This is a genomic window from Pseudomonas sp. B28(2017), from assembly GCF_002113025.1.
GTDB lineage: Bacteria > Pseudomonadota > Gammaproteobacteria > Pseudomonadales > Pseudomonadaceae > Aquipseudomonas.
The window spans coordinates 48,066-73,453 of the sequence record NZ_NEJH01000011.1; the positions used below are offsets into that span (position 1 = coordinate 48,066).

Genomic DNA, 25,388 nt, shown 5'->3' on the forward strand with positions numbered 1-25,388 from the left:
CTGTAGGAGCGAGCAAGCTCGCGATGGTCTTGAGGACGCCGCTGGGTGTCAGGCTTTCAGCGTTATCGTTGATGACCATCGCGAGCAAGCTCGCTCCTACAGAGGTCGGATCACATCCGGAACACGCCGAAGCGGCTCGGTTCGATTGGCGCATTCAACGACGCGGACAAGGCCAGGGCCAGTACGTCGCGAGTCTGGGCCGGGTCGATCACACCGTCGTCCCACAGACGCGCGCTGGAATAGTAGGGGTGACCCTGTTCTTCGTACTGGTCGAGGATCGGTTGCTTGATCTCGGCTTCCTGCCCGGCACTGAAACCATGACCGCTACGTTCGGCCTGCTCGCGCTTTACCTGCACCAGAACACCGGCAGCCTGTTCGGCGCCCATCACGCCAATGCGCGCATTCGGCCACATCCACAGGAAGCGCGGATCGTAGGCGCGGCCACACATGCCGTAGTTACCGGCGCCGAAACTGCCACCGATGATCACCGTGAACTTTGGCACCTTGGCGCAAGCCACCGCCGTCACCAGTTTCGCGCCGTGCTTGGCAATACCGCCGGCTTCGTATTTCTGGCCGACCATGAATCCGGTGATGTTCTGCAAGAACAGCAAAGGAATGCCGCGCTGACAGGCCAGCTCAATAAAGTGCGCGCCTTTCTGCGCCGCTTCAGCGAAGAGAATGCCGTTGTTGGCGAGGATCGCGATCGGGTATCCGTGCAGGTAAGCAAAACCGCAAACCAGCGTTGTCCCGAACAGCGCCTTGAACTCGTCGAACACCGATCCGTCCACCAGTCGCGCAATCACTTCACGCACGTCAAACGGTTGCTTGGCATCAGCCGGGACCACACCGTACAACTCGTCACTGCTGTAGAGCGGGGCGATCGGCGTGCGTTGCTGAACCTCACCTTGCTTGCGCCAGTTGAGGTTGGCGACGCTGCGACGGGCCAGCGCCAGAGCGTGTTCATCGCTCTCGGCGTAATGGTCGGCCACCCCGGAAATCTTGCAATGCACATCGGCCCCGCCGAGGTCTTCGGCACTGACCACCTCACCGGTCGCGGCTTTTACCAGCGGCGGGCCGGCGAGGAAGATCGTCGCTTGTTCGCGGACCATGATTGCTTCGTCGGCCATCGCCGGTACATACGCGCCGCCAGCGGTGCAGGAGCCCATGACCACGGCAATCTGCGGAATGCCCATGGCGCTCATGTTGGCCTGGTTGAAGAAGATCCGCCCGAAGTGCTCGCGGTCCGGAAACACTTCATCCTGACGCGGCAGGTTGGCACCGCCCGAATCCACCAGATAGATACACGGCAGGCGATTCTGCTGGGCGATGGTCTGGGCACGCAGGTGTTTTTTCACCGTCAGTGGGTAATACGAGCCACCTTTTACCGTGGCGTCGTTGGCGACGATCATGCATTCGACACCCTCCACACGGCCGATCCCGGCAATCACGCCAGCCGCTGGAACGTCTTCGCCATACACCGCGTAGGCCGCCAGTTGGCTGATTTCCAGAAACGGCGAACCCGGATCCAGCAAACGGTTGATGCGCTCGCGGGGCAGCAATTTACCCCGCGAGGTGTGGCGTTCCTGAGCCTTCGGGCCGCCACCTTGGGCGACTTGAGCGAGCAAGGTGTGCAGGGCGTCGACCTGTTTGAGCATTGCCGCGCTGTTGGCGGCGAACTCCGCTGAACGAGGGTTGAGCTGGGTATGCAGGATAGCCATGGGCAGCTCCGTTTAGCGGGTTTCGTTGAACAGTTCGCGACCGATCAGCATGCGACGGATCTCACTGGTGCCAGCGCCGATTTCGTACAACTTGGCGTCACGCAGCAGACGGCCGGCGGGGAATTCGTTGATGTAGCCGTTGCCACCGAGAATCTGGATCGCGTCGAGGGCCATTTGCGTGGCACGTTCTGCGGAGTAGAGGATTACCCCGGCGGCGTCCTTGCGCGTGGTTTCGCCACGTTCACAAGCCTGGGCCACGGCGTACAGGTAGGCGCGGCTGGCATTGAGTTGGGTGTACATGTCGGCGACCTTGCCCTGGATCAGCTGGAATTCGCCGATGCTCTGGCCGAACTGCTTGCGGTCGTGGATGTACGGCACGATCAGGTCCATGCACGCCTGCATGATCCCGGTCGGGCCACCGGACAGGACAACGCGCTCGTAGTCGAGGCCGCTCATCAGCACTTTCACGCCGCTGTTGAGCACACCGAGGATGTTTTCTTCCGGAACTTCGACGTCATCGAAAAACAGCTCGCAGGTGTTCGAACCGCGCATGCCGAGCTTGTCGAACTTGTTGCTGCGGCTGAAGCCTTTCCAGTCGCGCTCGACGATGAAGGCGGTGATGCCATGGGGGCCTTTTTCCAGGTCGGTCTTGGCGTAGATCACGTAGGTGTTGGCGTCCGGGCCGTTGGTGATCCAGGTCTTGCTGCCGTTGAGCACATAGTGATCGCCGCGTTTATCGGCACGCAGTTTCATCGAGACCACGTCGGAACCGGCATTCGGCTCGCTCATGGCTAACGCGCCGATATGCTCGCCGCTGATCAGCTTCGGCAGGTATCTGGATTTCTGTTCGTGGTTGCCGTTGCGATTGATCTGGTTGACGCAGAGGTTGGAGTGGGCGCCGTAGGACAACGCCACCGAGGCCGAGCCACGGCTGATTTCTTCCATGACCACCACGTGGGCCAGGTAACCCAGGCCGGCACCGCCATACTCTTCCGGCACGGTAATGCCCAGCAGGCCCATGTCGCCGAATTTGCGCCACAGGTCGGCGGGGAACAGGTTGTCGGTGTCGATCTGAGCGGCGCGAGGGGCGATCTCTTTGGCGACGAAGGACTGAACCTGATCGCGCAGCATGTCGATGGTTTCACCGAGGGCAAAGTTCAGGGATGGGTAGCTCATGGGTCACCTTTTGGCTTTTTTGTCGGTTGGTGAGGCAGTCAATCAGTTCTCACCTTTACGTTAACGTAAACCTGTGACGAATGGCTGTCAATCACCCTTTACGTTAACGTCAACTTGAGCGAGAGTAGAGGCAGTTCAAGATAGAACGCGGACGAATCTTGTGGGAGCGAGCCTGCACGCGAAAGCGTCGGATTAGACAGCAGTGATGTTGAGTGTGCCGGCCTCTTCGCGAGTAGGCTCGCTCCCACAGATGGCCGCGAGTAGCCCATTAAAAAAGACAATAGGGGTCGTCATGGATCAACCCAGTGCAAGCCCGCAACGCAGTTACACCCGTGGTTCCCAGGATAAAGCCTTGCTGGCGATGACCATCGGCCAGGCGTTCGACAACACGGTTGCGCAGTACCCGGACAGGGAGGCGCTGGTGGTGCGCCATCAACAACTGCGTTACACCTGGTGGCAATTGGCCGAGACCGCGGACCTGCACGCCAGGGCGCTGCTGGCGTTGGGGCTGAAAGCCGGGGACCGCCTTGGCATCTGGGCGCCGAATTGCGCGCAGTGGTGCATCAGCCAGATTGCCACCGCGAAAATCGGCGTGATTCTGGTCAATATCAACCCCGCGTATCGCAGTTCCGAACTCGAATACGTACTCAAGCAATCCGGGTGCCAATGGCTGGTGTGTGCCGGGGCCTTCAAGACCTCGAACTATCACGCGATGCTGCAAGGTCTGGTGCCGGAACTGGCCGAGCAATCCATTGGCAAGTTGCACAGCGAGCGATTGCCGGAGTTGCGGGGCGTCATCAGCCTGGATGCGCAGCCACCATCAGGGTTCCTGCCATGGTCGCAACTGGCCGCTCTGGCGGGCAGCGTGACGGTCGAGCAACTGCATGAGCGCCAGGACAGCCTGCATTTCGATCAGCCGGTGAATATCCAGTACACCTCCGGCACCACCGGTTTCCCCAAGGGCGCGACCCTCAGTCACTACAACATTCTCAACAATGGCTACATGGTCGGCGAAAGCCTGGGCCTGACGGCGGCCGATCGACTGGTGATCCCGGTACCGCTGTATCACTGCTTCGGCATGGTCATGGGCAACCTCGGTTGCATCACCCATGGCAGCACCATGATTTATCCGAACGACGCGTTCGATCCATTGCTGACCCTCGGCACCGTGGCCGACGAAAAAGCCACGGCGCTGTACGGCGTGCCAACCATGTTCATCGCCATGCTCGATCAGCCACAACGTGCCGGGTTCGACCTGTCGAGCCTGCGCACCGGCATCATGGCGGGCGCAACCTGTCCTATCGAAGTGATGCGCCGGGTCATCAGTGAAATGCACATGAGTGAAGTGCAGATTGCCTACGGCATGACGGAAACCAGCCCTGTGTCGTTGCAGACCGGTCCGTCGGACGATCTGGAATTGCGCGTCACCACGGTCGGGCGCACCCAGCCGCAACTGGAAAGCAAGATCATTGACGAGGCGGGCAACCTGGTACCTCGTGGCACCATCGGTGAGCTCTGTACCCGTGGCTACAGCGTGATGCTCGGCTACTGGAACAACCCGCAAGGCACCGCAGAAGCCATCGATCAGGCAGGCTGGATGCACACAGGTGACCTGGCGAGTATGAACGATGAAGGTTATGTGTGCATCGCCGGACGCAACAAGGACATGATCATCCGTGGCGGTGAGAACATTTACCCGCGGGAACTGGAAGAGTTTTTCTTTACTCATCCGGCTGTTGCGGACGTTCAGGTGATCGGCATTCCTTGCTCGCGCTACGGCGAAGAGATCGTCGCCTGGATCAAGTTCCACCCCGGCCACAGCGCCACCGAGCAGGAACTGCAAGCCTGGTGCAAGGAGCGCATCGCGCACTTCAAAACGCCGCGCTACTTCAAGTTCGTCGAGGAATTTCCAATGACTGTGACCGGCAAGATCCAGAAATTCCGGATGCGTGAGATCAGTATCGAGGAGTTGCGCATTAACAAGGCCTGACACAAAACCTGTGGGAGCGAGCCTGCTCGCGAAAGCGTCGGATCAGTCGACATCACTGTTGAATGTGCCGACCTCTTCGCGAGCAGGCTCGCTCCCACAAATCTGGTCGGTTAAAACCTGAAAGCCAGACAGCACAAAGGGGAGCCGAGGCTCCCCTTTAATTTGTCGTTGCGCGTGCTCTTTTTTTATTATTGAGGGTCGGTCTGTTTTTGTTTTTGGCAACCGTTGCCCTTTACCGCTGTTTTTGGTGATCCCCATCCGGGATCAAGAGCAAACGTATTTTTTTGAGCGCTGATCTACTTTTTCGCCTAGCGATCCAACCAGTTCGGGAGCTACCTGAAGGTAGTTTTATTCTTCTCTGCCCGGTTGCGGGTAACTCCGAAAAGCACCCTGAAAGCACATCTTCTCCAAAAAAATCTGTTAGCTGCGTCTCTGCCGTGTTGTTTTTGTTATGTCAGAGTCGTTACGTCTTGTTTTTATTAGGTTTGCTGCAATTTTTTTATTCTTGTTATGCGATAGATAAAGCAGGAGGCATGCCAACTTTTAAAAGTCCTTTAAAATCAACTGTTTGCTGTTTTGTAGGATTTTGCGCCTCAGGCAAAACCCTACATTTTGTTTCCGTGTTACTCGCTTGCGCCCACGTTTGAGTCCGAGCGGTAACACCCGGACACACTCAACGCACTCACTGTGCGCTGCGAGCCTTCGCCACGCGGGAACCGGTAGGGCGACCCAATACGCTGCAAATCTGCTGACCGGCGAGCATCAAGGTGTCGAGATCGATGCCGGTGTCGATGCCCAGGCCGTTGAGCAGGTAAACCACGTCTTCGGTCGCGACGTTACCGCTGGCGCCCTTGGCATAGGGGCAGCCGCCCAGGCCGGCGATGGAGCTGTCGAACACCGAGATGCCTTCCAGCAGACTGGCGTAGATGTTGGCCACTGCCTGACCGTAGGTGTCGTGGAAGTGACCTGCGAGTTTTTCCCGGGGCACATCCTTTGATACCACTTCAAACATCTTGCGGGTTGCGCCAGCGGTGCCGGTGCCGATGGTGTCCCCCAGCGAGACCTCATAGCAGCCCATGGCATAAAGCTCGCGAGCGACCCGGGCGACTTGCTCGGGTGCGACGTGACCTTCATAAGGGCAACCCAGCACACAGGACACGTAACCGCGAACCGTTACGCCGTGCTGTCTCGCCGCGTCCATGATCGGTACGAAACGCTCCAGGCTTTCGCTGATCGAACAATTGATGTTGCGTTGGGAAAAAGCTTCGGATGCCGCCGCGAACACAGCCACTTCCTTGACCCCGGCGGCGAGGGCATCTTCGAAACCGCGCAGGTTGGGAGCGAGCGCGCCATAAACCACACCCGGTTTGCGCTGTATCTGCGCGAAAACCTCAGCGGAACCGGCCATCTGCGGCACCCACTTGGGCGAAACGAAACTGCCGACTTCTATATAGCCGAGCCCGGCTGCGGTCAGTGCATCGACCAGTTGCACCTTGTCGGCGACGCTGATGGGCTGGGCTTCGTTCTGCAGGCCGTCGCGAGGGCCGACTTCGACAATGCGTACGTGGGTGGGGAGGGACATGGGCTTCGACCTGTGTTGATTGTCTGAATGTGCAAAAAACTGTAGGAGCGAGCTTGCTCGCGATGGGCTCCCATGCACTGCGTTTATCCAGCAGACACGCGTTATCGTTAACGGCCATCGCGAGCAAGCTCGCTCCTACAGGGGGCGGTGTGGATTTACTGAACCGATTCCTGGCTTTTGAGCGTCTGCTCCAGCGCCTGCACGCAGCGCTCTTCGGCAGTATCCAGCTCCAGTTTCATCTGTTCGATGTCCAGCAACTGCTGCTCCAGCTGCTCACGGCGCTCGCTGATTTTCGCCAGCATGCTGTGCAGTTGCTTGGTGTTACCGCTGGACGGGTCGTAGAGCTCGATCAGCTCGCGGCATTCGGCCAGCGAGAAACCGATGCGTTTGCCCCGCAGGATCAGCTTCAGGCTGACCTTGTCGCGAGGCGAGTAAATGCGTTCCTGGCCACGACGCTCGGGGCTGAGCAGGCCTTGCTCTTCATAAAAGCGAATGGCGCGGGTGGTGATATCAAGCTCGCGGGCGAGATCGGAAATGCTGTAGGTCTGGCTGCTCATGGGCGCGCTCGCAATAGGTCATGGCGCTAAGCTAATGGCAGGTTGACGTTTACGTCAAGGGGCAGAGGTTTTCAGTGTGCTGACGGGCCTCTTCGCGAGCAGGCTCGCTCCCACAGTGGATATCCAGTGAGCACAATCTGTGTGGGAGCGAGCCTGCTCGCGAAAAGGGCACCTCGATATCAAACCCTACACCTTCTCGAGCTTTTTCTCCTGCGCCGTCACCTGCTGGCACAACTCGATCATCTGCTCGCGCATCCAGCGGTTCGCCGGGTCCTGATCAGTGCTTTCGTGCCAGTAAAGGTGGGTTTCCACCGGCGGCACATCGTTGACTGGCAGATAAAAGGCGTGCAGGTCGTTGCGGCGGGCGAAGCGTTCCGGCACGGTCATGACCATGTCCGTCTGCTGCAACACTTGCGAGGCCATCAGGTAATGCTGGGAGCGCAGGGCGATCTTGCGCTGGATGCCCATTTTGCCCAGCGCCAGGTCGACATAGCCGAGGCCACTGCGGCGGCTGGAAATATGGATGTGGGTCAGGCTCAGGTAATCATCCAGCGTGAGTTTCTCTTTGCCCGCCAGCGGATGCCCCTTGCGCATGGCACACACGTAGCGGTCTTCCATCAACTTGACGTGACGTACCTGCGGGTCGGTGTTGAGCGGCGCATCCACCGCGAAGTCGAGGCGTCCGGCTGCCAGTTCCTTGGTGGTTTCGCGGCGTTTTGACAGAAAGCTTTCGATGATCACCGTCGGCGCGAGGCGGCGCAGGCGTTGGAACAGCGGCGGCAGGATCACCGCTTCGGTGAGGTCGGTCATGCTGATGCGGTAGGTCTTGACCGCCTGCTGCGGATTGAATATGCGGCTTTCCTGCACCGACACGCGCAGCAGCGAGAGCGCGTTGCGCACCGGGCCGATGATGTTCTGAGCCATGGGCGTCGGCACCATGCCCTGGGCGGTGCGCACGAACAGTGGGTCGTTGAAGGTCTCGCGCAGACGCGCCAACGCATTCGACACTGCCGGTTGGGTGATGCCGACGATTTGCCCGGCGCGGGTCAGGTTGGCTTCGGTGTAGATCGCGTCGAAGACGATGAAAAGGTTGAGATCGACCTTGCTCAGATTCATTACGCGGCTCTCTTGTTGTGTGGGCGAACTGACCGTGACGATCAGTCGATCATATATCGGTGATGAATGTTAATACACGCTGAGAATAGGTTAGGTAAATTATCAACGCTGTTCTAGCATCGATACATGATCTAAAACAACCTCCCCCAAGAAGGTATCTTGCTCATGGATTTCGCTTATTCGCCCAAGGTTCAGGAACTGCGCGAGCGCGTGACAGCGTTCATGGACACCTACGTTTATCCCGCCGAAGCCGTGTTCGAACGCCAGGTCGCCGAAGGCGATCGCTGGCAGCCGACCGCGATCATGGAAGAGCTGAAACTCAAGGCCAAGGCCGAAGGCCTGTGGAATCTGTTTCTGCCTGAGTCCGAACTGGGGGCCGGCCTGACCAACCTCGAATACGCGCCGCTGGCGGAAATCATGGGCCGCTCGCTGCTGGGGCCAGAGCCGTTCAACTGTTCGGCACCGGACACCGGCAACATGGAAGTGCTGGTGCGTTACGCCAACGAAGAGCAGAAACAACGCTGGCTCGAACCCTTGCTGCGCGGCGAGATCCGCTCGGCATTCGCCATGACCGAACCGGATGTCGCATCCTCCGACGCCACCAACATGGCCGCCCGTGCAGTGCGCGATGGCGACGAGTGGGTGATCAACGGCAAGAAATGGTGGACGTCGGGTGCTTGCGACCCACGCTGCAAGATCATGATTTTCATGGGGCTGAGCAATCCGGACGGGCCACGTCACGCCCAGCACTCGATGATTCTGGTGCCGGTGGACACCCCCGGGGTAAAAATCCTGCGTCCGCTGCCGGTGTTCGGCTACGACGACGCTCCCCACGGTCACGCCGAAGTGCTGTTTGAAAATGTCCGGGTGCCGTATGAAAACGTCCTGCTGGGCGAAGGCCGCGGCTTCGAAATTGCGCAAGGTCGCCTTGGCCCGGGCCGGATTCATCACTGCATGCGTTCGATCGGCATGGCCGAGCGTGCGCTGGAACTGATGTGCAAACGCTCGGTGAGCCGCACGGCATTCGGCAAACCCCTGGCGCGGCTGGGCGGTAACGTCGACAAGATCGCCGACTCGCGGATGGAAATCGACATGGCACGCCTGCTGACACTGAAGGCGGCGTACATGATGGACACTGTTGGCAACAAAGTGGCCCGCAGCGAGATTGCGCAGATCAAGGTCGTCGCGCCAAACGTTGCGTTGCGCGTGATCGACCGGGCAATCCAGATCCATGGCGGGGCAGGGGTTTCCAACGATTTCCCGCTGGCCTACATGTATGCGATGCAGCGCACCCTGCGCCTGGCCGACGGCCCGGACGAAGTGCACCGTGCGGCGATTGGCAAGTTCGAGATCGGCAAGTATGTACCAAAGGAAATGATGCGTAGCGGGCAGTAACAGAAACCGCGTTATCGTTCATCGCGAGCAGGCTCGCTCCCACAGGTTTAGTGCGACCTATGTAGGAGCGAGCCTGCTCGCGATGGCGTCAGCCGGTTCAACACAGCAACATCTGGCTCAATACACCCAAACCTCAACCCGCCGATTCCTGATCCTTCCCTCATCGGCGCTATTGGCCGCCACCGGCATTTCGGCACCGAATCCACGAATCTCGCGAAACACCACGCCGCTCTTCACCAATTCCCGTCGTACTGCCATGGCTCGCAGTTTCGACAACAGATCGGCGCGCGCCGGGTCGCTCTTGGCGTCGCCAAACCCCACCAGCGTGACCTGTCCATCGGTCTTGCCGTGCTGCTTTATATAGTCGAGCACCCGCCGCAGGTCCTGTCGGGCCTTGTTGTCCAGGGTGGCGCTACCTTCCTCGAAACGGAAGTTCACCGACAGCCGTTGAGCATGTCGACTCAGTGCCTGATAACCCTCGGGCATCAACGCATTGGGTGTCACGGCCATGGCCTGGACGGTTTGGGCAATAAAGCCGTTGGCGGCCACAATGGCTTGACCTTCAGTGCTTTGGGCAAAGGCCACCAGGGCGTTGGCCCAGGGGTTTTTTACGTTGGGTGGCAGGTAGAAGAACAATCGGCGGGACAGCGGATAGTCTTCCGTGGCAATCAGGCTGTTGAGCGGCAGCATGGCTTGCGATTGACCATCGATAATGGCCACGGCCCTGGCCTGGCGCACGTAGGGTAAACCGATGAAACCGATGCCTTGTGGATCTGCGCTGACTGCATCGGACAGTTGTTCGCTGGACTCGAAGCGTTTCGCCGCGCTGCCGAGGGTTTTCCCACGACCACTGAGGACCAGTTGCTTGAAGGTGTCGTAGGTCCCGGACTGATCATCCCGCGCATACAGATGAATCGGCCCGCCACGGCCGCCGATGTCTTCCCAGGTCTTCACCTCGCCACTGAAGATGCGCGCCAGTTGCACAGTGTCGAGTTGGTTCAGCGGATTGTCCGGGTGAAGGATGATCGCCAGGCCGTCGATGGCGATGACCTGTTCGGCGCTTGGGCTTTTCAGGTCACCGAGGGACTGCAGGCTGGCCAGTTCGCTGTCCTTGATCGGTCGCGATGAGGCGGCCAGATCGGCACTGGCTGCTTTTAACGCGGCGAAACCGGTGCTGGAACCATGGGCTGCCACCTCCACCACGATCCGGCGGCCCTGGACGGTTTCGCCGACAATGCGCAGTTCATTGGCGGTGTCCGGGGTTTCGCGGTGAATCCTGCGCAGGCCCTGTGCGCTCAGCAACCCCTCGACCAGTGCCGGGCCCAATGCTGCGCCGATGGTGTTGGAACCCTGAATGCGCAGCACCGGGCCGTGTTCGGGTGTCGGCAAGTCGCCGGCCGAGGCCGCCTGCGGCAAGCCCATGCACAGCATCAACAGGAACAACACGCGCAGCATCATGCCGGCACCTTGCATAGCCAAAGGAGGTGTCGGGAGATTAAGTCAGAAAGGTTTCCGAAAAATGACACTTTGCAAATGTGGGAGCGAGCCTGCTCGCGAAGAGGACATGTCAGTCGACATCATTGTTGAATGACACACCGCTTTCGCGAGCAGGCTCGCTCCCACAATGGTTACATGCGGATGGTTAGGAAATCAGCTCAACTCAAGCCATATCGGCGCATGGTCCGAAGGTTTTTCCATGCCACGCAGTTCGTAGTCCACCCCGGCGGCCTTCACCCGCGGCAGCAAGCCGTGGGAGGCGAGGATCAGGTCGATACGCAGGCCACGCTTGGGCTCGTCTTCGAAGCCACGGCTACGGTAGTCGAACCAGCTGAAGGTGTCGGTCACGTCCGGGTTCAAGTGACGGAAACTGTCGACCAGACCCCAGTTTTTCAGGCGTGCCATCCACTCGCGCTCTTCCGGCAGGAAGCTGCATTTGCCGGTTTTCAGCCAGCGCTTCATGTTGTCCGGGCCGATGCCGATGTCGCAGTCTTCCGGGGAAATGTTCACATCGCCCATCACCACCAGTGGCTGGTCATTCTTGAACTGGCTTTCCAGCAATTGCTGCAAATCGCTGTAGAAGCGTTCCTTGGCCGGGAATTTGGTCGGGTGGTCGCGGTTTTCGCCCTGTGGGAAATAACCGTTCATGATGGTCACCGGCACGCCATTGGCATCGGCGAAGGTGCCCCAGATGAAGCGCCGCTGGGCGTCCTCTTCGTCGGTGGCGAAACCTTTATGCAGGGCCAGCGGCTCCTGGCGCGAGAGCAGGGCGACGCCGTAGTGGCCTTTTTGCCCATGGAAATACACGTGATAGCCCAGCGCCTTGACTTCATCAAGGGGGAACTGGTCGTCGTGGACCTTGGTTTCCTGCAAACCGATCACGTCGGGCTGGTGCTTGTCGATCAGCGCCGCCAGCTGATGGGGACGGGCGCGCAGCCCGTTGATGTTGAAGGAGACGATCTTCATGGTCGGCAGTCCTGGCAAAAGGGCGATGCTAGCTGACATGTGGGAATCGGGCCAGTGTGGGGTGAGGGGATTCGGCTTTGCCTGTCAGCTTTATGTGGGCAGTGATGGCCCCTTCGCGAGCAGGCTCGCTCCCACAGGAAATAGATGTGGTTTGTACCTTTGTGGGAGCGAGCCTGCTCGCGAAGGCGATTTCATTGCCTACACTGATTGCGAATCTGTAAGGAACTGTGTCGGTGCCAATCAGCTTGTAACAACAAGAGCGCAGCCATCCGAGCTGTGCCGGGGAGATCAACCGTCATGCCCGAAACTTCGACCGTCATCGCCGATGTTCACATGCTCGGCAGCGGCTACGCCCGCGAAGCGCGTTCGCTGCTGTACCAGGCTTATCGACACGAGCCGACCTTCGGCTATTTGTTCGAAGCTGAACGCCCCGGCTACGAACAGCGGGTTCGCGCCACCGTGCGCGAACTGGTGACCCAGCATTTTCTCCAGGACCTGCCGGCGATCGGCCTGCTGGTTAACGACCGCCTGATCGGCATCGCCCTGATCGCACCGCCACAACGTCGTCTTGGCATCACCGAAAGTTGGGCCTGGCGCCTGCGGATGGTGCTCAGCACAGGATTTCGCTGTACTCGTCGCTACCTCGAATATCACGCTGCCGTGGAGGCCTGCGTGCCGAACGACTCGATGCACGTCCTGCCATTGCTGGGGGTACATCCGCAGTTCCAGGGCAAACACTTCGGCGAGCAGTTGCTGCAGGCCGTGCACAACTGGTGCGCGGTGGATGAAAACTCTCAGGGCGTGATTCTCGATACCGGCAATCCACGTTATCTGGAGTTCTACAAGCGTCAGGGCTATGAGGAAATCGGCGAGGTCGCCGTAGGACCGGTTCGCGAGCATGTGTTTTTTCACCCCAATCCCCAAGTGTTACACAGCGCATCGGCCTGAGCCGCGAACTTTCTTTGCATGCCAGGCTCTATCACGCTTCCATGTTCATGATCCATGCTCGTGATAGCATCCGCGCCTATGAAGTTTCCAGGAAGAAATACCAGCGGTGTGCTGATGCTGATGATCAGCTGCGCGGCGCTGGCACAAAGTGAATTGGATGTGCGGGTCAAACCGTCCAATGATGAGCTCAAGGCCAATATAGAAGGCTATATCGGCAGCCTCGGCGATCGCGATGAGCAGGCATTGCTGCGCTTCAGCCGTGGCGCCGAAGAGCAGGCGCGCAAGGCCGCCCAGGCCTTGGGTTATTACCAGCCAGACATCGACAGCGAGGTGAAGGGTGGCGACACGCCGCGCCTGGTATTGAAGGTCGACCCCGGCGAGCCGGTGCACCTGCGCAATGTTACGGTGCGTGTCGACGGTCCGGCAGCCTCCCTCAAATCCTTTCGAGTCCCCAAAAGCGACGCGCTCAAGCCCGGTGCCGTGCTCAATCATGGTCACTACGAGGACGCCAAGCGCCTGATCCAGAATCAGGCTTCGCGCTATGGCTTTTTCAGCGGCCACTTCACCCGTTCAAAACTGTCGGTCGACCCGCGGGCCGGCGTTGCCGACATCGAATTGATCTATGAAAGTGGTCCGCGCTATACCCTGGGCAAGGTCAGCTTCGAAGGTGATACGCCGTTCGATGACGAGCTGCTGCAGCGCATGGTGCCTTTCAAGGCCGGCACGCCCTATGACTCGGAATTGATCGCCGAACTCAATCAGAACCTGCAATCGAGCGGCTACTTCGAAGGCGTGCGTGTGGACGCGGCACCCACGGCGTCCAGGGACGATGCGATCCCGGTGGACGTCAAGCTCGAAACCCGCAAGCCACGGACCATGGGCCTGGGCCTGGGTTTCTCCACCGACGTCGGCCCACGGGCCAAGGCCAACTGGACCCGGCACTGGGTCAACGCGCAAGGGCACAGTTACGGCTGGGAGGCCGAAGTTTCGGCACCACGGCAAAACGTCGGGCTGTTCTACGACATTCCGCTGGACCCGCCGCTGACGGACAAACTGCGTTTTGCCGGCGGCTATCAGAATGAAGATCTCGCGGGCACCGACACCCACAGTAAGTTGCTGACTCTCGGCCCCGAGTGGCACAGCAAATTGCCCAGCGGCTGGCAGCGGGTGGTGTCGCTGAAGTGGCAGCGCGAGGATTACCAACTGGGTGACGACTCGGGGCTCAGTAACTTGCTGATGCCCGGCGTGAGCTATTCGTACCTCAAAAGCGACAACCGCATCGACCCGCACAACGGTTATCGCCTGGCATTCGAAAGTAAAGTTGCCAAGGAAGGTCTGGGTTCCGACAGCAACCTGATCTACGGCACGGCGCTGGTCAAAGGCTTGACCACTGTGTTCGACAACCATCGCTTCCTCGGACGGGTACAGGTCGGCGGCAGTGCCACCAACGGTTTCAAATCGATACCGCCGTCGTTGCGCTTCTTCGCCGGTGGCGACCAGAGTGTGCGCGGTTACGACTATCAGAGCCTGTCCCCGGAAAACTCCGACGGTGACCGCATCGGTGGCCGCTACATGGTGGCCGCCAGCGCGGAATATCAGTATTCCATCGCCGAAAAATGGCGGATCGCGACCTTTGTCGATCAGGGCAACTCCTTCAATACACTCGAACTGCCGAACCTCAAGACCGGGGTCGGTATCGGCGTACGCTGGGTATCGCCGGTGGGGCCGATCCGCCTCGACCTGGCCCATGCGCTGGACGACGATGGCGGCATTCGACTGCACTTTTCCATGGGGCCTGAGCTGTGAAGCGTGGTTTGAAAGTAACGCTGCTGGCGATCGCGGCGCTGTTGATGCTGGTTGTCCTGACACTGGCCACGGTGTTGGGCACGGCGATGGGCAGCCGCTGGGCATTGGGCTTCGTCCCGGGCTTGACCCTGGAAAACTTCCAGGGCCGGCTGGGCGGGCAATGGAGTGCCGACCGGGTGTTGTGGCAACAGGACAGCAACCGGGTCGAGTTGAGCCAGGTGATTTTTGCCTGGTCGCCGTTGTGCCTGGCCCGCAGGACCTTGTGCATCGAGCAAGTGCAGGCCGGTCAGGTCAGCCTGACCTTCCCGCCGGGTGCAGAAGAGCCGAGCAGCGGCCCGATCACGCTCCCGGAGCTGAAGTTGCCATTGGCCATCGAGCTTGGAGAGATCAAGGTCGGCCGCCTGCTGTTCAACGGCAGCGAAGAACTCAAGGGGTTACAGCTGGCGGCGCACTGGACGGCGGCCGGTTTGAAGATCGACGCGGTATCGTTACAGCGCGAAGACCTGAGCCTGAACCTGTCCGGCCTGCTGCAACCGAGCGGTAACTGGCCGCTCAGCGCCGAAGGCAAACTGACCCTGCTGTCGACGCCTGAGCCCCTGGCGCTGGCGTTGAAGATCGACGGCGACCTGCTGAAAACCCTGAACCTGAAAGCCGACAGTAGCGGTTACCTCAACGGGCAACTGACAGGCGAACTGCAACCGCTGGTGGAAAACCTGCCAGCCAAGGTGCGAATCACCGCCGATGGCTTCAAGCCCAGTGCCGATCTGCCGGACACCCTGCAACTCAATCAGCTTGAGCTCACGGGTGCCGGTGACTTGAAGAACGGTTACGCGCTGCTCGGCAAAGCCACGTTACCCGCCGAGCAAGGGCCAGTCGCATTGGCGCTGCAAGGCAGGGTCGACGCCAGCGGCGCGCAGATCGCCGCGCTGGACCTGACCGCCAACGACAAGCAAAGCCTCAGGCTCACAGGGCAGCTGGATTGGAGCAAAGGCCTGAGCGCCGAGGCGAAGATCGACTGGCTGGACTTCCCGTGGCACCGTCTCTATCCGTTGATCGACGAGCCGGAGGTGACGTTGCGCCGCTTCAACGGCGAGGTGTCCTACACCGACGGCAAGTACCTCGGTCATTTTGACGCCGCGGCGGATGGTCCGGCCGGCGCCTTCACCCTGGCCAGTCCGTTCGCGGGTGACCTGACGAAAATCTACCTGCAACAGATTCAACTCCAGGCCGGGCAGGGCAAGGCTGAAGGTCACCTGAACCTGCAATTCGCCGACGGCATTGCCTGGGATACCGCGCTGGACTTGTCGGCGATCAACCCGGCGTACTGGGTTGCGGAGCTGCCGGGCACGTTGGCCGGGCCGTTGCGCAGCCAGGGCGAGATGAAGAACGAAACGCTCAGCCTCAATGCCGACCTGGACCTCAAGGGCAAACTGCGCGGTCAACCGGCGGTGATCCAGGCCAAGGCCGATGGCCGTGGTGAGCAATGGAGCCTCAGCGCCCTGCAAGTTCGCCTCGGCGATAACAGCATCAGCGGCAAAGGCAGCCTGCAACAGAAACTCGCCGGGCAGATCGATCTCAAGCTGCCGCATCTGGCCCAGCTCTGGCCGCAATTGCGCGGCCAACTCAATGGCCGCGTGGATGTCGCCGGCACACTCAAGGCGCCCCAAGGCAAGCTTGACCTGCTAGGCTCACAACTGGCCTTCCAGGACCATCGCCTGCAAAGCCTGAACCTCGACGCCACGCTGGACAGTGCGCAACGGGCGAAAGTCGACCTCAAGGGCAGCGGCATCCGGGCCGGCGACACCGCGCTGGGAACGCTGACCGCCGGCGGCCAGGGCGACATCAAAAACCAGAAGCTGAGCCTCGACCTGCAAGGGCCGAAGCTGAAACTGGCCCTGGGCCTGGACGGTACGCAGGACAAAGGCAATTGGCGCGGACGTCTGGCCAGCGGGGATATCCAGGCCGGTGGCCAGGACTGGAAGCTGCAAGGGCCGGCGAAACTCGAACGCCTGGCGGACGGCAAAATCAACTTTGGCGCCCATTGCTGGGCATCCGGCCAGGCCAGCCTGTGCGGTGAAGACTCGCGCCTGATGCCCGACCCTAAACTGCGTTATCACCTCAAGCAATTCCCGATCGACAGCCTCGCGCAGTGGTTGCCGAAGGATTTCGCCTGGCAGGGCCGGCTCAATGCCGACCTGCAACTGGACCTGCCGGCCAGTGGCCCGAACGGTCAGATCAGCGTCGATGCCGGTGGCGGCACGTTGCGTATCAAGGAAAAGGACCAATGGCTGGACTTTCCGTACCAGACCCTGAAACTCACCAGCAAACTCACGCCTAAACGCATCGACACCGAACTCGATTTCGTCGGTGGCAAACTCGGTGAACTGATGGCCCAGGCGCAGCTCAATCCGTTGCCTAAAAACAAGCCGCTAAGCGGCTCGTTCCGCTTGAGCGGGCTGGACCTGTCGGTGGCGCGGCCGTTTGTGCCCATGGTCGAAAAGCTGGCCGGGCGCCTGAATGGCAGTGGCACGATTTCCGGTGGGCTGTTGGCGCCACAGGTCAATGGCAGCCTGCAACTCAGCGACGGCGTGGTGGCAGGGCCCGAGTTGCCGATGGAGCTGCAAAATCTGCACGTTCAAGCGCTGATCGCCGGTGAAAGCGTACAGCTCAATGGCGGCTGGAGCAGCGGCAAGGCCGGGCAGGGCAGCCTGAACGGCAACATCGCCTGGGGCCAGGCACTGGTGGTGGATCTGGCGCTCAAGGGGGCGCAGTTGCCGGTCACCGTCGAGCCTTACGCCAAGCTAGAAGTCGCACCGGACCTGAAGATTTCGATGAAGGGCGACGAACTGGCCATCGCCGGCAAAGTGCTGGTGCCCAAAGGTGAGATCACCATTCGCGAGTTGCCGCCGTCGACAGTCAAGGTCTCCGATGACACGGTGATCGTTGGCCAGCAAACCGAGCAAGGCAAGCCGCCGCTGGCCATGAAGATGGACATCGAAGTGCTGGTCGGCGAGGACAAGCTGAGCTTTGCCGGGTTTGGCCTGATGGCCAATGTGCAGGGGCATGTGCACATCGGCGACAACATGGACACCCGTGGCGAGCTGTGGCTCAACGACGGCCGCTATCGCGCCTACGGCCAGCGGCTTTCGGTGCGTCGGGCACGCTTGCTGTTTGCAGGTCCCATCGACCAGCCGTACCTGGACATTGAGGCCATTCGCAAGACCGACGACATCATCGCCGGCATTCGTTTGAGTGGCAGCGCCGAGCAGCCGACCACACAGATCTTCTCCGAACCGGCCATGAGTCAGGAGCAGGCCCTGTCTTATCTGGTGCTCGGGCGTCCGCTGAGCAGCAACGGCGAAGACAACAACATGCTCGCCCAGGCGGCTCTCGGTCTGGGCCTGATGGGCAGTGCCGGGGTGACTGGCGATCTGGCGAAGAACCTGGGGATCCAGGACTTCCAGCTCGACACCCAAGGCAGCGGCACCACCACCAGTGTGGTGGCCAGCGGCAACCTGTCCGAGAAGCTCAGCCTGCGCTATGGCGTTGGTGTGTTCGAACCGGCCAATACCATTGCCTTGCGCTACAAGCTGAGCAAAAAGGTCTACCTCGAAGCCGCCAGCGGCGTGGCCAGTTCGTTGGACATCTTCTACAAGCGGGATTTCTAATTCTCAATCAAGCGGCGGTTCGGCAATCCGGTTTGCCTGCTCAGGCGGCCTGATAGCCGGCCTTTGCTTTGTTGACTGAGTACATATCCGTTTCTTCGGTAACGGCCACTTAGGGTTTCGCCCTTACGGCGAGTCCCTTTTGTCAAACGCCCGGTGTGCCGGCCCAGCCAAAAGGAACCAAAAGGTCTCGCCCCTTACGTACGGCCCCTCGCTTGGGCTCGGGGTTCCTTCGCTGCGGTATTCATCCAGGGGCATTGCCCTCCGGTCGGCTTCGCGCGACCTACATGCAATGAGTTCGGCTGCGCCGAACGGCGCTGCGCGCCCATCCCCGGATGAACACCTCCACTCAGCCTGCCGAGGGGGCGGGTGGATCAAGATCAAGAGCGGCAGGCGAGCTAACGCTCGGCCTGTTGAGTGGTGAGAAGCGTGGGTGTACGCCGATCTGCTTTTGATCTTCTTGCCCCCTCGATACACCGAACGTCAGGGGCAAGAGCCCTTGGTTACTTGGGGCTTTTCCAAGTAACCCGCTGTAAGAGCGGAACCAATAGTCGCCGTTACCGCAGCAATGGATATGTACACCATCAACAATAAGGTCAGAAAAGCGGTGACATCCGTCTATGACCACAAAACCCGACACCACCGGTCAACTACTTACCAAGCCTGCTAACTATTACGTTGACATTCGCTGCCTAGGCAGTAATATCTCGACACACATTCACTGCCTAGGCAGCTAACTGGTGGTCAGATGAAACATTTCTCTCCAGACGATTTCCACAATTGCCATCTCGGCCTGCTGCTCGGACGTGCTGCGCTGCTCAAGGACCGGATCCTCGACACCCGCATGGAACCCCACGGCATCACCGCCGCGCAGTTCAAGGTGTTGATCATCATGGCCCAGTACGGCGTCGATTCGCCGGGCGAGTTGTGCCGTCACCTGTCCCTCGACAGCGGTTCGATGACACGCATGCTCGATCGTCTGGAACAGAAAGGTTTCCTTGCCCGCCAACGCTCCGATGCGGATCGCCGTCAGGTGCAGCTTGTACTCACGGAAGAAGGCCAGAAGCTCGCCGGGCTGCTGCCACACATCGGCGCCGAAGCCATGAATGAACTGGCCGGTGCCATCACTCCGGAAGAGTTGAAAACCCTGGAGCTGATCCTGAAGAAAATTTTGCTGGCAGCCGGTGACCCGATCACCCTGCTGCGGGTAGGTGACAAATGAGCAGTAAACCCTTGCGTACCGGCCTTGGCCTGGTGTTGTTGGCCATGAGTCTGGCCGGTTGCGCCAGCTACAGCGGCCTGAAGACCGAAGGTGTCAGCCTCGACGCGAAGAGCCTCAAGACCGGGCAATCCCTTGGCGGCGTGACCCTGTCGCCGGCCGCCTGGCCGAAAAGCGACTGGTGGAAAAGCCTCGGCGACCCGCAACTCGATGGGTTGATCCGCGAGGCCTTGCGCGACAGCCCGGACATGCAAATTGCCGACGCCCGTGCCCATCAGGCCAGTGCCGCTGCCTACGCCGCCGACGCCGCACGGATGCCGACCCTGGATGCCAGCGCCGGTGTCAGCCGCTCGCGCCTGGCCCGGGACCAGGACCCGCTCGGGCAGGGTGATGCCTACGCCACCATTCGCAACATCAGCGCCGGTTTCAACTACAACTTCGACCTGTGGGGCGGTCAGCGCGATGCCTGGGAAGCCGCCCTCGGCCAGGCCCGTGCCGCCGAAGTCGACCAGCAGGCTGCGCAACTGACGCTGGCCGCCGATGTCGCCCGGGCCTATAGCGATCTCGGTCAGGCGCACATCGTCTACGACCTGTCCGACGCAGACCTCAAGCGCACCCGGCAAATGCTCGAGCTGAGCCAGCGGCGCCTGACTGCCGGGATCGACAGCCAGTACCAGTTCCAGCAGACCGAAAGCCTGGAAGCCACCGCCCAGGCCAACCTGATCGACGCGCAAAAGCGCCTGAACAGCGCGAAAATCGCCCTCGCGGTGCTGCTCGGCAAAGGCCCTGACCGCGGCAATGAAATTGCCCGCCCCAACATTCTTCAGCCGAGCGCGGTAGCGCTACCTTCGGTGCTGCCGGCCGAACTGCTCGGGCGTCGCCCGGACCTGGTGGCCGCGCGCTGGCGGGTCGAGGCGGCGAGCAAGAGCATCGACGCCGGCAAGACCCGGTTCTATCCCAACTTGAACCTCAGCGCCGCCGCCGGTGCCGAATCCTTGCTGGGAGATGCGATGTTTGGTTCGGCCAGCCGCTTCTTCAACATTGCACCGACGATCTCTGTGCCGATCTTCGACGGTGGCCGTTTGCGCGCCGACCTCGATTCGCGTGACGCCGATTACGACCTCGCCGTGGCGCAGTACAACAAAAGCCTGGTGAAGGCGCTGGGCGATGTCAGTGACAGCATCAACCAGTTGCGCGATATCGGCCGACAAATCGCTGCCCAGCAGCACGCCACCGACATCGCCCAGGATTCCTACAACACCGTGGTCCAGCGTTACGGTTCCGGCATCGGCAACTACCTGGACGTGCTCAGCATCGAGCAGCAATTGCTCCAGGCCCAGCGTGAGCTGGCCAACCTTAATGCCGAGCAGATTGACCTGTCGATCCAACTGATGCAGGCGCTGGGCGGCGGTTTCCAGCCTGAGGTCATAGCCTCGGCCGATGCCACTCCAGCCACGCTGACTCACTAATTCAAGGTACTTGTCATGGCCACTGCCGATACAACTCAACCTCCGGAAAACACCCAGGGCAACCCCAACTCGGGCAAGCGCAAGTTCATGCTGTTGGTGCTGGCTGTCGCCGTCGCGCTCAGCGGCGCGGGCGTCTGGGCCTACCACGAGTTTTACGGGCGCTGGAGCGAAAGCACCGACGACGCCTATGTGAATGGCAACGTGGTGGAAATCACGCCGCTGGTCACCGGCACCGTGGTCAGCATCGGCGCCGATGACGGCGATCTGGTGCATGAAGGCCAGGTGCTGGTGAACTTCGACCCGAACGACGCCGAAATCGGCCTGGAAAATGCCCAGGCCAATCTGGCTCGTACCGTGCGTCAGGTGCGTGGTCTGTACAGTGACGTGGATGGCATGAAAGCCCAGGTCAACGCCCAGAAAGCCGAAGTGCAAAAGGCCCAGGACAACTTCAGCCGGCGCAAGAATCTCGCCGCCGGCGGGGCGATTTCCCAAGAGGAACTGTCCCATGCCCGCGACGACCTGACCTCGGCGCAAAACGCCCTGGCCAACGCTGAACAAAAGCTCAAGACCACCAGCGCGCTGGTCGATGACACCGTGGTTTCATCGCATCCGGACGTGATGGCCGCCGCTGCGCAACTGCGCCAGGCTTACCTGAACAACTCACGCAGTGTCCTGATCGCACCAGTCACCGGTTATGTGGCCAAGCGTTCTGTACAACTGGGTCAACGCGTTCAACCGGGTACCGCGCTGATGGCGGTGATTCCGCTGGATCAGCTGTGGATCGACGCCAACTTCAAGGAAACCCAGTTGCGTGACATGCGCATTGGCCAGCCGGTTGAGATCGAAACCGACCTTTATGGCAGCGACGTCAAATACAGCGGCACCATCGACAGCCTCGGCGCCGGGACCGGCAGCGCTTTTGCCCTGCTGCCGGCGCAGAACGCCACCGGCAACTGGATCAAGATCGTTCAGCGCGTGCCGGTGCGGATCCACGTCAACGCCGAAGAGCTGGCCAAGCACCCGTTGCGGGTCGGCCTGTCGACCATGGTCGATGTGAATCTGCGCGACCAGAGCGGACCGGTATTGGCGCAACAGCCGCCGCAGAAGGCTTCGTTCAGCACCAACGTCTACGACCGTCAGTTGGCCGAGGCCGACGCGATGATCACCCAATTGATCCACGACAACAGCGCCGCGGTCAGCAAAACCGCGCAACGCTGATATGCCATCACATCGACCCTGTGGGAGCGAGCCTGCTCGCGAAGGTGTTGTATCTGACACTCCGCATTCGCGAGCAGGCTCGCTCCCACAGGGTTAGCGGCGCTAGCCGAGTTTCAAAGGATTCGCGATGAGCAATAACGCGTCTTTCACACCGCCCAGCCTGTTGCTCAGCACCATTGGCCTGTCGCTGGCGACCTTCATGCAAGTGCTCGACACCACCATCGCCAACGTGGCGTTGCCAACAATCTCCGGCAACCTGGGCGTGAGTTCGGAGCAGGGCACCTGGGTGATCACCTCGTTTGCGGTGAGCAACGCCATCGCCTTGCCGCTGACCGGTTGGCTCAGTCGGCGTTTTGGCGAGGTGAAGCTGTTTATCTGGGCGACACTGCTGTTCGTGCTGGCCTCGTTTTTGTGCGGGATTTCCACGTCGATGCCCGAGCTGGTGGGCTTCCGGGTGCTGCAAGGGGTTGTAGCCGGGCCGCTGTACCCAATGACCCAGACCCTGCTGATCGCGGTTTATCCCCCGGCGAAACGGGGGATGGCCCTGGCGTTGCTGGCGATGGTCACGGTGGTCGCGCCGATTGCCGGGCCGATCCTTGGCGGCTGGATCACCGATAGTTACAGCTGGCCATGGATTTTCTTCATCAACGTGCCGATCGGCCTGTTCGCGGCCTGGGTGGTGACGCAACAGATGAAAAAGCGCCCGGTGGTCACCAGCCGTCAACCGATGGATTACGTCGGTTTGATCGCGCTGGTCATCGGCGTCGGGGCCCTGCAGATCGTGCTCGACAAGGGCAACGATGCCGACTGGTTCGAATCGAGTTTCATCGTGATCGGTTCGGTGATTTCGGTGGTGGCCCTGGCGTTCTTCGTGATCTGGGAAATGACCGACGAGCATCCAGTGGTCAACCTGCGCCTGTTCGCCCACCGCAACTTCCGTTACGGCACCATCGTGCTGATTCTGGGGTATGCCGGGTTCTTCGGGATCAACCTGATCCTGCCGCAATGGTTGCAGACCCGACTAGGCTACACCGCGACCTGGGCCGGTTTTGCCGTTGCGCCGCTGGGGATCCTGCCGGTACTGCTGTCGCCGTTTGTCGGCAAGTACGCACCGCGCTTCGACATGCGCATGCTGGCGGGCGGGGCGTTCCTCGCCATCGGCTTGAGCTGTTTCATGCGCGCCGGGTTCACCAATGAAGTGGACTTCCAGCACATCGCGCTGGTGCAGTTGTTCATGGGCATCGGCGTGGCGCTGTTCTTCATGCCGACCCTGACGATCCTGTTGTCGGACCTGCCACCGAGCCAGATTGCCGATGGTTCCGGGCTGGCGACGTTTTTGCGGACCCTGGGCGGCAGTTTCGCGGCGTCGTTGACCACCTGGATCTGGATTCGCCGGGCCGATCAACACCATGCCTACCTGACCGAAAGCATCACCCCGTTCGATCCGGCGACTCGCGAAGCGCTGACCCAGTTGGGCGGGGCAGGGGCCAAGGCATACACGCAGCTGGAGCAGACAGTGATCAGCCAAGCGTACATCCTGTCCACGGTGGATTACTTCACCTTGCTGGGCTGGATGTTCCTGGGACTGATCCTGATCGTCTGGCTGGCCAAGCCGCCGTTTACTGCCAAGGCCGGGCCTGCGGCTTCTGCCGGGCACTAAGCACCGCAAAACCATTGTGGGAGCGAGCCTGCTCGCGAATGCGGACTGACATTCAACATTGGTGTTGACTGACACGACGCTTTCGGGCTCGCTCCCACAGGTTTTTGTGTTCGGCTGTCAGTTGGCAGGTGCGGCGAGTTGCGGCGGCGGAGTGAAATCAAACGGCGCCAGTGCAAACCCTTGTTCGTCGACCTGCAATGCCCAGCCCTGACGATCCCAATCCCCCAGCACAATGCGCCGGGCCGCCTGCTCGCCAAGCTGCAACTTGTGAATCGCGGGACGGTGGGTATGCCCGTGGATCAGGGTTTTCACCCCGAATTCCTGCATGATCCGCGGAATCTCTTCGGGCGTGACATCGACGATGTCATTGGCCTTCATCCGTGTTTGCACGCGGCTTTCACTGCGCAGCTTGCGCGCCAGCTTGTGCCGGGTGCGCAGCGGTAGATTGCGCAGGATGAACAGGGTGATCGGGTTGCGCAGGTAGCGGCGCAGCTTCATATAGCTTTCGTCGCGGGTGCAGAGGCTGTCGCCGTGCATCAGCAGCACCGGCTCGCCGTTGAGTTGCACGACACTCGGATCCTTCAACAATGTGCAGCCGGCTTCTTTGCAGAACGCCTTGCCGAGCAGGAAGTCGCGATTGCCGTGCATCAGGAAAATGGCCGTGCCACTGTCGCTGAGGTCGCGCAGGGCCTGGCAGATGGAACGCTGGAAGGGCGTCATGGCGTCGTCGCCAATCCACACCTCGAAGAAGTCGCCCAGAATGTACAACGCACTCGCCGAGCGGGCGCGTCCGGCGAGCAAATCCAGAAACGCCCGGGTGATGTCCGGGCGCTCCTCTTCCAGATGCAAGTCTGAAATCAGCAGTATCACTCAATGATCTCGGCTTTCTCGATGATCACGTCGTCTGCCGGTACGTCCTGGTGGCCGGCCTTGGAAGTGGTGGCCACGCCTTTGATCTTGTCGACAACGTCGGTGCCGGCAGTCACTTTACCGAATACCGCGTAGCCCCAGCCTTGAACGTTCTTGCCGCTGTGGTTCAGGAAGCTGTTGTCCGTCACGTTGATGAAGAACTGTGCCGAAGCCGAATGCGGCTCCATGGTGCGGGCCATGGCGATGGTGTATTTGTCGTTGGAAAGACCGTTGTCGGCTTCGTTCTGGATGCTTGGACGCTTGTCTTTCTTTTCTTTCATGCCTGGCTCGAAACCGCCGCCCTGGATCATGAAGTTACCGATGACACGGTGGAAAATGGTGTTTTCGTAGTGACCGGCTTTGACGTACTCGACGAAGTTGGCCACGGTGATCGGGGCTTTTTCGGCGTTCAGTTCCAGAACGATTTCGCCAAAGTTGGTAGTCAGTTTGACTTGGGTCATGATCGGTACTCTTTATAGGGAATTCGTGGGTATTGG

18 protein-coding genes are annotated in these 25,388 nt (G+C 60.5%); 9 read left to right on the forward strand and 9 right to left on the reverse strand.

The window, feature by feature from the left end; genetic code table 11:
- Positions 1 to 110: 110 nt before the first annotated feature.
- Together CAF65_RS22725 and CAF65_RS22730 are read right to left on the reverse strand one after the other, a co-directional pair.
- Positions 111 to 1,718 carry a carboxyl transferase domain-containing protein gene (locus CAF65_RS22725; protein WP_085718285.1) on the reverse strand — a complete coding sequence of 536 codons (1,608 nt, stop codon included), beginning with the start codon at positions 1,716 to 1,718 and terminating at the stop codon, positions 111 to 113.
- A gap of 12 nt (positions 1,719 to 1,730) precedes the next feature.
- Positions 1,731 to 2,894 carry an isovaleryl-CoA dehydrogenase gene (locus CAF65_RS22730; RefSeq protein ID WP_085718286.1) on the reverse strand — a complete coding sequence of 388 codons (1,164 nt, stop codon included), beginning with the start codon at positions 2,892 to 2,894 and terminating at the stop codon, positions 1,731 to 1,733.
- Positions 2,895 to 3,186: 292 nt separating this feature from the next.
- Between CAF65_RS22730 and CAF65_RS22735 the strand changes: the two genes are divergently transcribed.
- Positions 3,187 to 4,884, forward strand: coding sequence for an AMP-binding protein (locus tag CAF65_RS22735; RefSeq protein WP_085718287.1), 1,698 nt, complete (start codon positions 3,187 to 3,189; stop codon positions 4,882 to 4,884).
- Positions 4,885 to 5,566: 682 nt separating this feature from the next.
- Here CAF65_RS22735 and CAF65_RS22745 read toward each other — a convergent pair.
- From CAF65_RS22745 to CAF65_RS22755, 3 genes are all read right to left on the reverse strand, one after another.
- Positions 5,567 to 6,466, reverse strand: coding sequence for a hydroxymethylglutaryl-CoA lyase (locus CAF65_RS22745; RefSeq protein ID WP_085718288.1), 900 nt, complete (start codon positions 6,464 to 6,466; stop codon positions 5,567 to 5,569).
- Between the two features lie 155 nt (positions 6,467 to 6,621).
- Complete coding sequence (locus CAF65_RS22750) at positions 6,622 to 7,023, reverse strand: MerR family DNA-binding transcriptional regulator (RefSeq protein ID WP_007992801.1); 402 nt, start codon at positions 7,021 to 7,023, stop codon at positions 6,622 to 6,624.
- A 186-nt stretch (positions 7,024 to 7,209) separates the two neighbouring features.
- On the reverse strand, positions 7,210 to 8,139 hold the full coding sequence (locus CAF65_RS22755) for a LysR family transcriptional regulator (protein WP_007970503.1): 930 nt from the start codon (positions 8,137 to 8,139) through the stop codon (positions 7,210 to 7,212).
- Positions 8,140 to 8,304: 165 nt separating this feature from the next.
- Between CAF65_RS22755 and CAF65_RS22760 the strand changes: the two genes are divergently transcribed.
- Positions 8,305 to 9,534, forward strand: coding sequence for an acyl-CoA dehydrogenase (locus tag CAF65_RS22760; protein WP_085718289.1), 1,230 nt, complete (start codon positions 8,305 to 8,307; stop codon positions 9,532 to 9,534).
- A 117-nt stretch (positions 9,535 to 9,651) separates the two neighbouring features.
- Here the strand turns inward: CAF65_RS22760 and CAF65_RS22765 are convergent, their stop codons facing one another.
- Positions 9,652 to 10,992, reverse strand: coding sequence for a phosphate ABC transporter substrate-binding/OmpA family protein (locus CAF65_RS22765; protein ID WP_085718290.1), 1,341 nt, complete (start codon positions 10,990 to 10,992; stop codon positions 9,652 to 9,654).
- A 192-nt stretch (positions 10,993 to 11,184) separates the two neighbouring features.
- Positions 11,185 to 11,997, reverse strand: a complete 813-nt coding sequence (xthA, locus tag CAF65_RS22770; protein WP_085718291.1) for an exodeoxyribonuclease III — start codon at positions 11,995 to 11,997, stop codon at positions 11,185 to 11,187.
- A 297-nt stretch (positions 11,998 to 12,294) separates the two neighbouring features.
- Between xthA and CAF65_RS22775 the strand changes: the two genes are divergently transcribed.
- The 7 genes from CAF65_RS22775 (at position 12,295) to CAF65_RS22805 (ending at position 23,982) form a co-directional block, all read left to right on the forward strand.
- Positions 12,295 to 12,945, forward strand: a complete 651-nt coding sequence (locus CAF65_RS22775) for an N-acetyltransferase (protein ID WP_085718292.1) — start codon at positions 12,295 to 12,297, stop codon at positions 12,943 to 12,945.
- A gap of 78 nt (positions 12,946 to 13,023) precedes the next feature.
- Complete coding sequence (locus CAF65_RS22780; RefSeq protein ID WP_085718293.1) at positions 13,024 to 14,751, forward strand: autotransporter assembly complex family protein; 1,728 nt, start codon at positions 13,024 to 13,026, stop codon at positions 14,749 to 14,751.
- Positions 14,748 to 18,419 (forward strand): translocation/assembly module TamB domain-containing protein, encoded by a 3,672-nt coding sequence (locus CAF65_RS22785; protein ID WP_085718294.1) that lies wholly within the window; start codon positions 14,748 to 14,750, stop codon positions 18,417 to 18,419. The genes CAF65_RS22780 and CAF65_RS22785 overlap by 4 nt, the downstream gene beginning before the upstream one ends.
- A 745-nt stretch (positions 18,420 to 19,164) precedes the next feature.
- The gene (locus tag CAF65_RS22790) at positions 19,165 to 19,638 is read left to right on the forward strand and encodes a MarR family winged helix-turn-helix transcriptional regulator (RefSeq protein ID WP_008020670.1); all 474 of its coding nucleotides are present in this window, start codon (positions 19,165 to 19,167) and stop codon (positions 19,636 to 19,638) included.
- Complete coding sequence (locus CAF65_RS22795; RefSeq protein ID WP_085718295.1) at positions 19,635 to 21,104, forward strand: efflux transporter outer membrane subunit; 1,470 nt, start codon at positions 19,635 to 19,637, stop codon at positions 21,102 to 21,104. Before CAF65_RS22790 ends, CAF65_RS22795 begins: the two co-directional genes overlap by 4 nt.
- Before the next feature lie 15 nt (positions 21,105 to 21,119).
- Positions 21,120 to 22,322, forward strand: a complete 1,203-nt coding sequence (locus CAF65_RS22800) for an HlyD family efflux transporter periplasmic adaptor subunit (RefSeq protein WP_085718296.1) — start codon at positions 21,120 to 21,122, stop codon at positions 22,320 to 22,322.
- Positions 22,323 to 22,449: 127 nt separating this feature from the next.
- Positions 22,450 to 23,982 carry a DHA2 family efflux MFS transporter permease subunit gene (locus CAF65_RS22805; protein ID WP_085718297.1) on the forward strand — a complete coding sequence of 511 codons (1,533 nt, stop codon included), beginning with the start codon at positions 22,450 to 22,452 and terminating at the stop codon, positions 23,980 to 23,982.
- Between the two features lie 117 nt (positions 23,983 to 24,099).
- Here the strand turns inward: CAF65_RS22805 and lpxH are convergent, their stop codons facing one another.
- Both lpxH and CAF65_RS22815 read right to left on the reverse strand, forming a co-directional pair.
- A complete protein-coding gene (lpxH, locus tag CAF65_RS22810) occupies positions 24,100 to 24,852 on the reverse strand; it encodes a UDP-2,3-diacylglucosamine diphosphatase (protein ID WP_085718298.1) in 753 nt (250 codons plus the stop codon).
- A complete protein-coding gene (locus CAF65_RS22815; protein ID WP_085718299.1) occupies positions 24,849 to 25,352 on the reverse strand; it encodes a peptidylprolyl isomerase in 504 nt (167 codons plus the stop codon). Before CAF65_RS22815 ends, lpxH begins: the two co-directional genes overlap by 4 nt.
- Positions 25,353 to 25,388 lie beyond the last annotated feature (36 nt).